We start from the raw sequence: 13,821 nt of genomic DNA on the forward strand, positions 1-13,821 counted from the left end.
ATGAAAGCATTGCAAAAAAATGGTTTTTTTATTATCAAAAATCTAGTTCCTTTAGAGTTAATAACTCAGTCTTTAAATGATATAATAAGCAAGATATCAAAGTTATCTCAAGAATTAGGTGTTTCAACTTCTGACTATTTAAACTGCACTGGAAGATGGGGTACATCATCTCAGGTAACTAGAATTGTATCTCAAGTATTAGATAAAATTATTAAAAATTATCTTGAAAAGTCACTTCAATGCCAGATACTGCAGAACAAATCAAATGTTATATGTAAAACTGCTGATTTAATAGATGCAGTTCCCTTCCATCAGGACATCTCTTATAGCTTTAATGACCCTTATCATTTTTCTGTTTGGCTAGCTTTGAATAATGTCAATAAAACTTCAGGTGCACTACAAGTTATAGAAGATAGTCACAACTGGAAAATACAGCCTCTAGTTGATTTTTGGCATCCATACTTTTTGGATCAATACTCGGATAACCGGGAAAATTATAAAATTAAGTCACTACCTATTTCAGCAGGAGATGCGATAGTTTTTGATTCACGGTTATGGCATGGTAGTGATAAGAATATAGATGCTAAAGATAGGTTTGCTTATGTTACGAGATGGGTTGTAAAAGATAAAAGTCTTCCTTGTGTGCCAAAACCTCAGCCTTCAGTTTTTGGTATATTAAACTGTGGTGCATTAACAGAATTTATACTGAGAGAATACTTATCATTATTTCGTCGCCAGGAAAGTATAAAAACAAAAAATATGGAAGAACTTATTAAGAGCTGGTTAGCCTTTATTACAGACACAACTACAAATATTTCTGAGGTCAACACTGCTGAAGCTAAGCGAGATTTATATAAGCTGCTTATTCTGAATCAAGCGTCAGCACTACATGATGCTGGAGACATTTCAGGAAAAATATACAAAAATTTATGGTTTTCACTGCTTGTATTTCTCAATAAAAAAGTCAATGTGGTGGAGCTAGCATTATAAATGAACAAAAGTAGAGTTGGTAGTTTCAAGTATATATTGGTGTTCATTTTGAATATCTTATCCAAGTTTAAGCTTAATGTGCTTGTAATGTTCCTGGTTGCCCTAGTAGTGGCTATTGATTTATCTTTTAGAAAGTATGTAGTAAAAAATATCTTAGATACAGCTGTAAAATATCAAGAAGGTAATGTAATTGAAAATCTTTTATTACCTGTAAGCGCTTATGTTTGTATGGCATTACTTATTACTACTGCTTTTAGATTCTATGGCTATTTTGTTGACATTCGAATGTTTACCTCAATGCGTCAAAAAATAGCTGATATGTCTTTTTACAGGCTGCTTCAGCAAGACCATTCCTATTATCAAAACAACCTATCCGGAAGTTTAGTATATAAGGTCAGTAACTTAATGGATAGTGTGATAGAGCTAATAAGACTGCTTATAGACTGTTTCTTTAGTTATAGTATAGCATTAATCTTGGCTATTTATACTTTATCACTAGTAAATATAAAGTTTGCAATAGCTACATTCATTTGGGTGAACATTTTTATTTTGATTTCGGTTTTCAGTTTTCGGGTGCTTACCGGATTAGCCGATGATCATTCTAAACAAAGTTCACAAGTAATAGCGGGTATAGCCGACAGTATTTTAAATGTTATATCAGTAAGGTTATTTTCTCGGCAAGCGCATGAGAGGCATAAATTTTTTCAAGTATGCAAGAAAAAAACTATTGCAGAAAGAAAATTACAATGGGCATACTTTTGGCTTTGGTTTATATATGGCTATTCATTTGATATACTCCAAGCAGTAAACTTGTATTTTTTAATTCATGATTATCAATTGAACAAGATTGCAATAGGAGATATTGCTCTTGTACTTGGAATTAATATATCGATTATAGAGTTTCTTAACCATCTAACTAGGAATCTTACCCAATTTTCTACTCATTTCGGCAAAGTTTCAGATGCATTGCCAATCTTGACTACCGTACCAGAAATTCAAGATAAGGAAAATGCTAAAAAATTAAATTTATTAAGTGGAAGAATAACGTTTAATAATGTTTCTTTTTCTTATGAGGGTCAGAAGTCATTATTTCAAGATTTTTCAGTTACCATTAATCCTTGCGAAAAGGTAGGTCTAGTTGGTTATTCTGGAGGTGGTAAATCTACTTTTATAAACTTAATCATAAGGCTATTTGATGTTAAAAAAGGTAATATACAGATTGATAATCAAGTAGTATCGGAAGTTACACAGAGTTCTTTGAGGCAACAAATATCTGTAATACCTCAAGAACCATTGTTGTTTCATGATACTATTTTAGCAAATATTATATATGGTAAACTTCAATCTACTATCGAAGAAATAATAAGAGCTGCAAAGCTGGCTGGTATTCACGATTTCATTATGACTCTACCCGATCAATATGAAACTGTAGTCGGAGAAAAAGGCATAAAGCTATCTGGAGGGGAAAGACAAAGAATAATCATAGCGAGAGCATTTCTAAAAAACGCTCCGATATTATTTTTCGATGAGCCAACTAGTCAGTTAGATTCTATAACAGAGAAAACAATTCAAATGAGTTTATTTAAGTTGATGGAAAATAAAACCACCATTACTATAGCACACCGTATTTCTACACTTTTACATATGGACCGAATTCTAGTATTTAACAAAGGAAAAATTGTCCAAGATGGTAAACACGCTGAATTAGTTTCTAAGCAAGGTCTTTACAAGGAACTTTGGAATGCTCAAATTGGTTGTTTGAATGGCAAAAAATAAGATGGAAAAAATTATTGATCTGAGAAGTGACACTACAACTCTGCAGAGCTCCAACGTTATACATGCAATAAGTAATGCAACTGTTGGAGATTTTGCTTATGGTGAAGACAAAAGCTGTAATGACTTATCAGAATATTGCAAACAATTATTCAAAGTAGAAGAAGCATTATTTGCAACCAGCGGTATGCTTGCAAATAGATTAGCCATTGCCAGTCAAACAAGTCCTGGTGATGAACTAATAACTCATTATAATTATCACGTTAATTTTTTCGATAGCGCAGGCAATGCAAAAGTAAATAATATCGTATTTAATTGTATTAGAAATAATAGCGGAATCTTAGATGTTGCTGAAGTAGAATATGCTATTAATTCTAAGCCAAGGTACAAAATTTTTGCTCAGGTGAGTCTTGTTTCTATAGAAAATAGTATAAACGGGTTTAATGGTAAAATTTATCCTTTTGAAAAACAAGTCGAGTTATATCACTTTTTAAAAGCTCACAATGTAAATCTTCATTTAGACGGTGCAAGAATATTTAATGCTCATGTCGAAACAAATATTGCTTTAGCAGATTATGCTAAATATGTGGATACAATGAGCTTTTCTTTTACCAAAGGACTGGGAGCTCCTTTTGGTTCAATGCTTATGGGTAAAAGAGAGATAATTGAAAGGGCTAAAAAGCTACAGGTTTGGCTAGGTAGTGGTTATCATCAGATAGGGTATTGTGCTAATGCAGCAAAGTATGTACTACAGAACAATATTTCTAGGCTTAAAGAAGACAATAAACTCGCCAAACTGTTTGCAGACAAGATTAAGGAAATTCCACACATAAAACTGGTACTACCTTATCCAGAAACTAATATAGTAAGCTTTAGTATAAAAGCACTAAATGTAACTAATGAGGTTTTCTTGAGTAAGTGCCAAGCTTATGGTTTATTGCTTTTTCCTTGGCTCGAGTCTCATATAAGAGCAGTTACCCATCTTGGCACAAAGGAAACAGACATCATGAAAGCTGCTGAAATTATAAAGGAGGTTGTGTTAAATTTAATATGAGAGTAAAAATAGATTTCTTTAGCGATTCAAACACTGACCCTTCAGCTAAAATGAGGGAAGCGATGGCTAAAGCAAAAGTTGGAAACGAAGCTGCATGTGAAGATCCAACTGTGAACGAATTAGTGGCAACCGCATGTAAAATATTAGGTAAACCTGCAGGAATCTTTTTGATTTCAGGAACGATGTCCAATGTAATTGCTTATAAAGTACACATTCAAAGACCTGGTGATTACTTGCTGCTTGATGAAACTTCACATCCACTCATAGTACAATCTGGCTTGATCGCAGCCCAGGCACATGCTACTCCTTTGCCCATCAAAGGTACAAGAGGAATATTTACTGGAGAACAAATTGTTGAGTTTATTACTCGTCCTAGTTTAAGAAATATTCCGAGAGTTGGGCTTGTTTCTATCGAACAAACGACAAATTTTGGTGGTGGAGCTGTGTGGCCTTTAGAATATATTCAAGAGATCTCAAGTCTCTGCAAAGAGAATGACGTATTCACTCATTTAGATGGAGCAAGACTGTTCAACGCTTGTGCTCATACTAAAATATCTCCAAAGGAGTATGCAAGTTATTTTGATTCGGTATTCATTGATTTTAGTAAAGGATTAGGTGCTCCAATGGGTGCAATATTGCTTGGAAGTGAAGATTTTATTGAAAAAGCTTGGTACTATAAGTTTCAAATTGGCGGAGGTATGCACCAAGCTGGCATTATTTCAGCTGCATGTTTATATGCTCTACGTAATAATGTAAATTCTTTAGAAGAAGATCATAAAAAAATGCAGCACCTTATAGAAGGCCTAGACTCCATAGATCAAGTTATAATTGATATCGACCTGTATAAAACTAATATAGCGTATTTTTCATTACGTACTAATTGTATATCTACTCAAGAATTAATAAACGTACTAATGACAAATTATGGAATTAGAATGGCTAACATCAAAGGTAAAATCAGAGCTATAACACATAGAGATATAAGCTATGAAGATATTAATACTACTGTATCTGCTATAAGAAAGATACTAAGTAATTTTCTGCACTAATTGTTTGCAAACTTCTTGTCAAACAATATTATACCAATATAGTATTATACTAGCATCTGCATAGAGCTATTTGGAAATAGGTGTGAACTTTGTCTTCTTTCAATATTTACTATTCTTCTGTGGATATATGCTGCTTTATTTATCAAGACAAAGTATACCAATTGCTCTACCACTGTTAATAGATACTGACCATGTAAAATTAAGCTATTTTTTTGCCTGCTTTTCTTTTTTTTATGGAGTATCAAAATTTGTTAATGGAATAATCATGGACTCCAAAAATAATCCATTATTTATGTTTGGGCTATGCAATATTGCAACTGGATTATTAACCATTGGTATAACTTTATCATATAATAATCTAACTTTATTACTGTTAACATTAATATTATTAGCTTGGACACAAGGGTTAGGTTGGCCAGCTATTACCAAGTTTATGGTTACAAACTCTAGCATCTCTTCAATTGCATCATCATGGGGAGTTATGAGCGCATCTCAGCAACTTGGTTCTTGTATTACTTTAATTGTATTACCAAGTATAATTAAAATATATAATGCAAAAAGTGCATTTTTGTACTCTGGTTTCTTATGCTTACTTTTTGGAATTTATATAATATTAAAGGCATATTACAAAGAAAGTGCCAACTTTACTACCTATTATAAGGTGCAGAAATCTCAAATAGGTATCAAGGTAACAAGTTCCATATGGTTTCTATGTTGTGCTACTTTTTGTGCTTATATTATAAAAATGGGAATCTTCTTTTGGTTTCCTATAATTTTAAAGAATAAATTACAAATTTCTCTTGTACAATCCTCACTAATAACAGGCGTATATGATTTAGGTGGAATCCTTGGAACTTTAATAACAGGAAGAATTAGTGATATGTACTTCTTTCAAAATAGAAGCTTGCTGGCATCACTTTATATGTTGGGTATAGCACTCACTTTTATTGCAATGAACTTTGGTCAAAACATAATTCTTATGAACCTTTGTGCAATCTTATCAGGATTCTTTATATTTGGAGTGCAAGTACTGACAGGTGTTATAGCTGTAGAAATTGCTCCACAAAATAATGTATGTGCAATTGTAAGCTTAACAGGATTATTTGGGTATATTGCAAGTTCAATATTTTCATGCGTGCTCTTAGGAGTACTTGTTAAGCACTGTGGTAACAGTATTATGTTTTCATTTTTTTCCATTTGCTCTGTTGTTGCACTCGTTTGCTTTTCCATACTATCAAGCAAAGATCTAAAAAAACTAAGTAAAGCGGTGTAAAAAAAATTTCTCAACAGTTAAACTTTGTAGATAGATTTTTTACCCAAGGAATAAACATGGTAACCATATCTTAGTAATAGCTCGCTATCTAATAAATTACGGAAATCAAAAACATTAGGTGCAGCCATAATACTCTTTAAACTTGCAAAATCTTGATTTTTAAATTCTTTCCACTCCGTTAACAATAACAAGGCTTCCGCGTCCCTTGCAGCCCCTATAGCATTGTCCGCGTATTCTATATCCTTTAGAACTTGCCTAGCATTATCCATCCCCATTGGGTCATATGCAGTAATTTTAGCCTTGTTATTCACTAACAATTGTGCAATATCTATAGCTGGGCTATTTCTTACATCATCAGTACCAGACTTAAAAGTTAGCCCCCATATTGCTATTTTTTTATTTTGGACTCCATTTAATACATATTCTACCTTTTTAGCAATGTTTGTTATATGATTATAGTTAGATTCCTTAACTGAATTTAAAATTTGTAGCTTGACATTGTGATCTTCAGCAAGCCTTATTAAAGCTGACAAATCTTTAGGAAAACATGATCCTCCAAATCCTGGACCAGCTTTGAGAAATTCCTTACCTATTCTATGGTCCATTCCCATACTGTTAGCTAAAAGGTCAATGTCTGCTCCTAATAGCTCACATAAACCTGCCATCTCATTGATAAAAGCAACCTTTGTTGCTAGAAAAGCATTAGAAGCATATTTAATCATTTCAGCAGTAACTGTATCAGTGACTATTAACGGAATATTCTTATCTATAAATGATCTATATATAACTTCTAGTTTTGCTCTAGCTAGCTTAGTTTTTACTCCTATTATTATCCTATCTGGGTATAAAAAATCTGATACTGCAGAGCCTTGCTTGAGAAACTCTGGATTAACCCCCAAATCAAAGTTATAGCCCTTATTAGATAAATAATTATATATATTTTCTGCAGTACCAGGAGGAACAGTTGACTTTATCACTATTAAGCAATCTTGATTAACTCTCTCAGAAACTTCACTTACTGCATTATATACATTCTGTAAATTTGCATTTCCTAGGGAGTCTGATGGAGTATCTACAGTTACAAACACTACTTCTGTGTTGGGATTTATTTGAGAATACGAATCGAAGAATCTTATCCTTTGTAACTTTATATTATTCTCTAAATAGTCTGCTAATCCAGGCTCATATATAGGAATTTTTCCTAATTTCAATAACTCAATCTTCTTAGTATTTATGTCAATGCAATCAACGTTATGACCCTGCTCTGATAACATTGCACAAGATACTAAACCTACATACCCTATTCCTATAATGGTTATATACATCTTGTCATCACCTTAAAAATATCCTAATGTAGCTCAACTGCTTAAACATTTAAAAAGAACATCATTAACAATTAGAGTCATAAATTTTTACTCTAGCGTTGCATACATTATTTTTCTTAATTACTTTACTTTCTGAATAAACTATAAACAAAGTCGATGGTATTAATATTAAAATACCATACAAAGCACTTTTATCAGGCAACTCATTAAACATAACATATGTTACTATTGCAGAAATTATTAGCTCTATGTATCTATATGGTGCAAGTGCAGTAGCATCTGCAAGAGTAAAAGCTTTTAATGTGAAGAACAGAATTAGATTTGAATTAATTCCCAAAATCAGTAGTAATACTAATTCTAACAAGGAAGGCAAATGCCAATAAAACAGCAAAGGCACAGTGGAAAAAATAGTTGTTGTTAGAGCTGAATAAAATAACATACTTATTACGGACTCTTTTATTGCGAGTTTCTTATTAAGTATGTCTAATATAGCAAAGATTAATGTAGATACAATAAAAATAAGAATTTTAGGATTAAAGTCTTCACTATAAGCTTTGGTAGTAATAGCAATACCAACAAAGCCAATAACAGTTACTGACCATCTTTGCCAAATTATATTTTCATTTAGTAAAGGGATTGCAAGAAGTATAACAAATAATGGTATAGAAAAACTTATAATTGTTGCAGTTACTATGGGAAAAATAGCTAACCCATAGGTCCACAAGGTTATTCCAACAAATAACAATACTCCTCTAGTTATCTGAATAGATATTTGACTTGTTTTAAAAGCTTCTCTTCCATAGTAAAGCATAAAAGGTACAAGGGTAATAGTGCTAAATAAAAAGCGGAAAAAGATTACTTCAAAACTTTGGAGATGTAAACTTAGATATTTTGATATAGTATCATTAGCTACACTACTAAGTAAACTGAGTATAAACCAGGTAACTCCAAGCAAATAAGCTCTTAATCTGTGATCCATAAAACTCCCAATTTAATATTTTATGAGATAACTTTACTATAAAAAAGATCAATACTAGACAAGTTTTCCTCTATCTACTGTTTAACCATATTCATAAATATTTAGTAGAAATGATTTGAGAAGTATTATATAAAGTGCAGCTTTATTGTATAATTTTAATAAACAGAAATGCTAACTGATTTTTTTGTAATATATGATAATACTTGCGAATACTATCACATTATCAGGAAAAGTAATCGGGAGTACTGACGGCTGTGGCAATTTTACCAACTAGCTTCTCTGCTAGCATTAGCAATATGTGTTTTCAGTGTTAGCTGTGAAGACGTTAAAGAAAGTTATCAAACAAGCAAATTAGCAGCAAAACTTTACGAAAATGCTTCAGTTGAGTCAGCTAAACAAATTTTCAGAATAGATATATTAAATACGTAACCATCTTTACTTATATCTTAATATAATGTTTCTCAGTACCGTCTTTAACACAATTCAATTTTCACACTCATCAGCAGTTAGGCCACTTGCTCGCACAATAATATCAATTGCAACACCTGCCTTTGCTAGATTTTTCGCAACCCTGATTTTCTCTGCTTTTTTAACTTTTTCCTTGCCGCTTTTCATATCTTCAGATAGAGATTTGACTAACGCATCTAATGATTCCGGTTCTCTGTACTCGTTTATTAAGCTCAATAGCTTTTTACTTTCTCTCGTTTCAGGTAGCAAGACTTTAATATTTACTGATAATGCTCCTGCTATTTCATATAATTTATCAAATAGTATGGTAGTATAACCTCTTTCATATTCATGTATTTCCTTGAGTGTTACGCCAACTTTATCCGCTAAATCTTTTTGAGTATACCTTCTTATTAACCTCCATTCTCTTATTCTTTGCCCTATTCTGTAATATATAGAATCAGTGCAGATTTCTCTCTCTGTATTATCATACTCGTAAATAGATAAGCCGGTTGCCTGGGAAATTATGTCAACTGAAACTCCTTCTTTCACTAGATTTTTTGCTATTTCCAACCTTGCCTCTTCTTGATTAATTTTTTCGCTAATATGAACAAACCTGACTAATGAAGGTACTATTTTGCCTAACTTTTGATTCTCATATATTTTCGTTAGATAGAGTATTTCCTCGTCTTCATAGCTGTCTTCCCTTACTATTACTGGTTCGGGTAATAAATCTATAGCATTAACTGACAATACTCTTGCTATTACATATAGTACTTCAATTGGAATAGGAATATACCCATTTTCATAGCTGTTTACTTCTTGGTATGTTAAACCTATTTCACTTGCCAATTCTACTTGAGTATGCCCTCGCATTAACCTGCTATCTTCTATTTTTTGTCCTATTTTGTAGCTTATAGAACTAATATCGCTTACAGAAACAAACATATATACCTTACTTAGAAATAAATTTTCATGCAATTTGATCAACGGATAAACCGATTATTTGCAAAATAATATCAATAGAAATTCCCCCTTTTACTAAATCCTTTGCAACTTTAATCCTTTCTATCTCTCTCACTTTCTCCTCACAAATCCGTATCCCTTCAAACAAAGACTTTATTAGTGCATGCCGTAGTTCTTGGCTCTCAATTTCTTTGTATTCTTTAATCAAATCAGGTAGCTCATTTTTCACTTTACTCCCTTCCTTTATTAGTAGATCCGTAATATTAATCGATAATGCTTCTGCCATTTCATATAATTTATCAAGTGGAACAGCAGTCCTTCCTTGCTCATAGTTGCTTATTTCGTCACGTGTTGTACTCATTTTTTCTACTAAATCTTTTTGAGTATACTCTCTCACTAGCCTCCATTCTTTTATCTTCTTTCCTATTTGGCAGTAAATAGAACCTCCTTTTTCTTCAACGCATTCATCAGCAGAGAGGCCAATTGTTTTTGCAACAATATCAACAGAAACTCCTGCTTTAACCAAACCTTTTGCAATCTTTATTTTCTCTGCTTTTTTACTACTTTTTTCACTAACTTGGACAAAATTGGTTAGTAAACAAAACATCTTACGTAACTCCTGGTCATTAATCTTTTTATATTCTCTTACTAGATTTAAGATTTCTTCTCCCTCATCTTCAAGACAGCTTTTTGATATAGGAATTAGATCCGTAATACTGATTGATAGTGCCTCAGTTATAGCATATAACCTTTCAATTGAAATTCTACGATTCCCTTTTTCATATTGAAGTATTACCCAGTACTTTACACCAAGTTTCTCTGCTAAATCTTTCTGAGTATACCCTCTCTCTAACCTCCAACTTTTTAATTTTTCTCCCACTTTATAATCTAGACTTTTTTCCACAAAAAGAACCATACATATAATATTTTATACTATAGCTCAAAGGCTCCAGATATAATAGCCAGACTCTGGAACCTTTAAATTGATGAATTAAAGTGCCCTACAAGTTTCTTTACTATTTTCACGTACTTTGTCTGCCCATGAAAACAATTTTTCACTTACTTCCTTCTGCTTTTCACTCCATATGCCGCACCTAGTGAAATTACCTCTTTCTACCACTTTCTTAAGTTTCACTCCCCCAAAAAGGCAATTTTTTCCAATTTCTTCTCCTCTTTTTTGTAATTCAGCCCACATTTCCTTATCCGCTACTTTTACTTGTACCTGACTGCAGTTTTTTACGTCCTGGTACAATACAATATTTAGCTTACCAAGGCTTGTAGGAAATTCTAACACACGGAGCTACCATCTGATACATCAACGTAATTTCTTGCACCTCCTTCCTCCCTTCTGATCTCAACTGCATTATTACCCATTTTTAAAATGTTACTCCCTAACTCTCTCAGTATTTTGGCTACCTCTACCTTGCTATTCCCAGAAAACTCTATGTACGATGTTGTATTATCTATCTCAACATCTATTAATTCTCCTTCTTGCACAGCACTTTCGCCAGCTTTCTCTAGTTCTTCTAGTCTCTCATCTATCTGTGGCTGAACTTCTGGTTGTAGCTCATTATAGATTTCACCTATCAGTTTATTCTGTAGTAGAGTATCATGAAACTCTGCACCACTTAGCATTAGCTTACGCATTATCTTTTTTCGATCACTTTTTTCTAATCTGTGAAAGTGTGTGCCCAATATCATGTATTCTGCGAAGCTCCACTCCCCATCATTACATGCATTTACTCTTGCTCCAGAGGCTAATACTTGCTCTATAACTTTATGCAATGCATTTACGTTTTTTGTCTCTACTACAGCACTCTTAAACCAGCTCAACTTTTCACTTTCGCTTGCACTTGGTTTTATTTTTTGCAAATTTGAAGCAAATGGATTTAAATCTTCTGCTTGATCATTTAAAGGTTTTGTGCCATAAACATAGTCAAGGCTTTTCCCGTAGTTGATTTTGTTTTCGCGAATGTTTCTGCTAGGGGAGGCCTCCCGGTTTATCTCCTTCTGGTTATTAATTTTACTCACAAATTTAGACTGCTTTATATCAACGCCTTCAAGAGCACCAAATATTTTCTTGTGATTAACATTAGTCTTTTTATTCCGATCTTTACTAGTCATATAAACCTCATATTAAAAATACTTTTTAAGCGTACAATAAACTTTATACATCTTACTACTCATTATAAATTATAATGAGTAGATTTGCAAATACTTTCTACTATAACAATCCATTTTCTCGAAAGCTGAAATAGCCTCCACTTGTGATGATAATATGGTCAAACAATTTTACGCTTACAGTACTACATGCTGCTGCTAAGCTCTTCGTTACTGCTTGATCTTCTTCTGATGGCTCTAAGCTCCCTCCAGGATGGTTATGTGACATTATTATTGATGTTGCATTTTTCATTAATGCCTTTCTTGTAATTTCCTTTATGTATACTGGTGCTTTTTCCATTTCACCAATATAGGATTCTTCTCCAATTAGTTGACGCCTTTTATTCAAGTACAGTATTTTTACACATTCCCTTTCTGAGTGGCCTATACTTACGTTTAAGTACTCTACTATCCCTTGTAAGTCCATGATTGGCTCACTCTTAAGCTTTTCTTTCAGTACCCTTTCTAGTGTTTCCTTAACACACATAATCATTGCTACTGCAGAATCAGTTACTCCTTCTATAACTTTCAGGTCATCCATTTCTCTACCTAAAATCCTTCCTACTCCTGTATAAGTATTCACCAAATTTTTAGCAATTTCTTGAGCCTGTGGGCTTTCATGTACTGCACTTAGAAACGTTTCCATTATTTCACGATCAAGTAGTGCTTTGCCTTTGCTTTCTAATATTCTGAATTCGATTTCTTCTTTACTTTTATTCATATAATTTACCTTTCACTAACAACAAACTTTTTTTAGATATTTACTGCTGTTTTTTATCAGCATTGGCATAAAGCCATAGCTTTCGAGTGAAGTCAAATCAATTTCTCAATCTTTTTTACTTATTTTTTCATCTAAGAGTAAAGATATTAATATATACTGATTTTTTATTTTAAATCTGTTGAATTTCACCTAAAGAGAGGCCTGTTATTTGCAAAATAATATCGGTAGAAATTCCTCCTTTCACTAAATCCTTTGCAATTTTCATCTTTTCTGCTCTTTTCACTTTTTCTTCGCAAATTTGTATGCTTTCAAACAGAGATTTTATTAGCGCATAGCGTAATTCTTGACTCTCAATTTTTTTGTATTCTTTTATTAAATCAGGTAGCTCACTTTCTACTATCTCATCTTCCTCTATGAGCAGATCTGTAATGCTAATTGATAATGTTTCTGCTATTGCATATAATTTTTCCAGTGGAATGGCCACACGTCCTTGCTCATAGTTGCTTATTTCATCACGTGTTGTATCCATTTTCTCAGCCAAATCCTTTTGAGTATACTCTCTCACTAGCCTCCATTCTTTTATCTTTTTTCCTATTTGGTAGTAGATAGAACCTGTTTTTTCTTCAACACACTCATTAGCAGAGAGGCCAATTGCTTGTGAAACAATATCAACAGAAATTCCTGCTTTAACCATACCCTTTGCAATTTTTACCTTCTCTGCTTTTTTACTACTTTTCTCACCAACTCGGGTAAATTTTGTTAGCAAGTAAAACACCTTGCGCAACTCTTGATCATTAATCGTTTTATATTTTCTTACTAGATTTAATATTTCCTCTTCTTCGTTTTTAAGGCAAATTTTTTCACTTGATACAGGAATAAGATCTATGATGCCAACCGATAACACTTCTGCTATAGCATACAATTTCTCAATCGAAATTTTACGTGTTCCTTTTTCATATTGTAGTACTACTTGATACGTTACGCCAATTTTTCCCGCTAAATCTTTTTGAGTATAACCTCGCTTTAACCTCCAGCTCCTTACTTTTTGTGCTATTTTGTACCTTATCGAGATATTTGCCATAAA

Annotated in this window: 11 protein-coding genes and 1 pseudogene; 5 read left to right on the plus strand and 7 right to left on the minus strand. The window is 32.8% G+C overall.

All coding sequences use genetic code 11. The features are described 5' to 3' along the window. From L0Z58_RS03030 to L0Z58_RS03050, 5 genes are all read left to right on the plus strand, one after another. Nucleotides 1–990, plus strand: a complete 990-nt coding sequence (locus tag L0Z58_RS03030) for a phytanoyl-CoA dioxygenase family protein (RefSeq protein WP_010962713.1) — start codon at nucleotides 1–3, stop codon at nucleotides 988–990. After that, nucleotides 991–2,766: an ABC transporter ATP-binding protein gene (locus tag L0Z58_RS03035; RefSeq protein ID WP_010962714.1), complete on the plus strand. Its 1,776-nt coding sequence runs from the start codon at nucleotides 991–993 to the stop codon at nucleotides 2,764–2,766. It abuts the gene before it with no gap. A 1-nt stretch (nucleotide 2,767) separates the two neighbouring features. Further along, nucleotides 2,768–3,817, plus strand: coding sequence for a threonine aldolase family protein (locus L0Z58_RS03040; protein WP_006280069.1), 1,050 nt, complete (start codon nucleotides 2,768–2,770; stop codon nucleotides 3,815–3,817). Further along, nucleotides 3,814–4,866: a threonine aldolase family protein gene (locus L0Z58_RS03045; protein ID WP_006280070.1), complete on the plus strand. Its 1,053-nt coding sequence runs from the start codon at nucleotides 3,814–3,816 to the stop codon at nucleotides 4,864–4,866. The genes L0Z58_RS03040 and L0Z58_RS03045 overlap by 4 nt, the downstream gene beginning before the upstream one ends. Nucleotides 4,867–4,993: 127 nt before the next feature. Continuing rightward, on the plus strand, nucleotides 4,994–6,139 hold the full coding sequence (locus L0Z58_RS03050; RefSeq protein WP_006280071.1) for an MFS transporter: 1,146 nt from the start codon (nucleotides 4,994–4,996) through the stop codon (nucleotides 6,137–6,139). Between the two features lie 17 nt (nucleotides 6,140–6,156). On the opposite strand, the gene L0Z58_RS03055 is transcribed toward L0Z58_RS03050, so the two are convergent. The 7 genes and pseudogenes from L0Z58_RS03055 to wmk (L0Z58_RS03085) all read right to left on the minus strand — a co-directional run bounded on the left by L0Z58_RS03055 (nucleotide 6,157) and on the right by wmk (L0Z58_RS03085) (nucleotide 13,818). Further along, nucleotides 6,157–7,464 (minus strand): UDP-glucose dehydrogenase family protein, encoded by a 1,308-nt coding sequence (locus tag L0Z58_RS03055; RefSeq protein WP_006280072.1) that lies wholly within the window; start codon nucleotides 7,462–7,464, stop codon nucleotides 6,157–6,159. Nucleotides 7,465–7,528: 64 nt separating this feature from the next. Continuing rightward, complete coding sequence (locus L0Z58_RS03060; protein WP_006280073.1) at nucleotides 7,529–8,443, minus strand: DMT family transporter; 915 nt, start codon at nucleotides 8,441–8,443, stop codon at nucleotides 7,529–7,531. Nucleotides 8,444–8,926: 483 nt separating this feature from the next. Continuing rightward, nucleotides 8,927–9,838 carry a WO male-killing family protein Wmk gene (gene wmk / locus L0Z58_RS03065; protein ID WP_010962716.1) on the minus strand — a complete coding sequence of 304 codons (912 nt, stop codon included), beginning with the start codon at nucleotides 9,836–9,838 and terminating at the stop codon, nucleotides 8,927–8,929. Between the two features lie 25 nt (nucleotides 9,839–9,863). Further along, nucleotides 9,864–10,772: a WO male-killing family protein Wmk gene (gene wmk, locus L0Z58_RS03070; RefSeq protein WP_010962717.1), complete on the minus strand. Its 909-nt coding sequence runs from the start codon at nucleotides 10,770–10,772 to the stop codon at nucleotides 9,864–9,866. 75 nt (nucleotides 10,773–10,847) lie between these two features. After that, nucleotides 10,848–11,980: pseudogene (locus tag L0Z58_RS03075) on the minus strand (hypothetical protein). 100 nt (nucleotides 11,981–12,080) lie between these two features. Next, nucleotides 12,081–12,737, minus strand: a complete 657-nt coding sequence (locus L0Z58_RS03080; protein ID WP_006280787.1) for a JAB domain-containing protein — start codon at nucleotides 12,735–12,737, stop codon at nucleotides 12,081–12,083. A gap of 169 nt (nucleotides 12,738–12,906) precedes the next feature. Further along, nucleotides 12,907–13,818, minus strand: coding sequence for a WO male-killing family protein Wmk (gene wmk, locus L0Z58_RS03085; RefSeq protein ID WP_010962718.1), 912 nt, complete (start codon nucleotides 13,816–13,818; stop codon nucleotides 12,907–12,909). Between the last annotated feature and the right edge of the window lie 3 nt (nucleotides 13,819–13,821).

It is taken from the genome of Wolbachia endosymbiont of Aedes aegypti (assembly GCF_021496215.1).
GTDB lineage: Bacteria > Pseudomonadota > Alphaproteobacteria > Rickettsiales > Anaplasmataceae > Wolbachia > Wolbachia pipientis.

Bases quoted from the DNA above. Each gene is read 5' to 3' on its own strand.
- L0Z58_RS03030 (WP_010962713.1), top strand. From the start codon at position 1: ATGAAAGCATTGCAAAAAAATGGTTTTTTTATTATCAAAAATCTAGTT.
- L0Z58_RS03035 (WP_010962714.1), top strand. From the start codon at position 991: ATGAACAAAAGTAGAGTTGGTAGTTTCAAGTATATATTGGTGTTCATT.
- L0Z58_RS03040 (WP_006280069.1), top strand. From the start codon at position 2,768: ATGGAAAAAATTATTGATCTGAGAAGTGACACTACAACTCTGCAGAGC.
- L0Z58_RS03045 (WP_006280070.1), top strand. From the start codon at position 3,814: ATGAGAGTAAAAATAGATTTCTTTAGCGATTCAAACACTGACCCTTCA.
- L0Z58_RS03050 (WP_006280071.1), top strand. From the start codon at position 4,994: ATGCTGCTTTATTTATCAAGACAAAGTATACCAATTGCTCTACCACTG.
- L0Z58_RS03055 (WP_006280072.1), bottom strand. From the start codon at position 7,464: ATGTATATAACCATTATAGGAATAGGGTATGTAGGTTTAGTATCTTGT.
- L0Z58_RS03060 (WP_006280073.1), bottom strand. From the start codon at position 8,443: ATGGATCACAGATTAAGAGCTTATTTGCTTGGAGTTACCTGGTTTATA.
- wmk (WP_010962716.1), bottom strand. From the start codon at position 9,838: ATGTTTGTTTCTGTAAGCGATATTAGTTCTATAAGCTACAAAATAGGA.
- wmk (WP_010962717.1), bottom strand. From the start codon at position 10,772: ATGGTTCTTTTTGTGGAAAAAAGTCTAGATTATAAAGTGGGAGAAAAA.
- L0Z58_RS03080 (WP_006280787.1), bottom strand. From the start codon at position 12,737: ATGAATAAAAGTAAAGAAGAAATCGAATTCAGAATATTAGAAAGCAAA.
- wmk (WP_010962718.1), bottom strand. From the start codon at position 13,818: ATGGCAAATATCTCGATAAGGTACAAAATAGCACAAAAAGTAAGGAGC.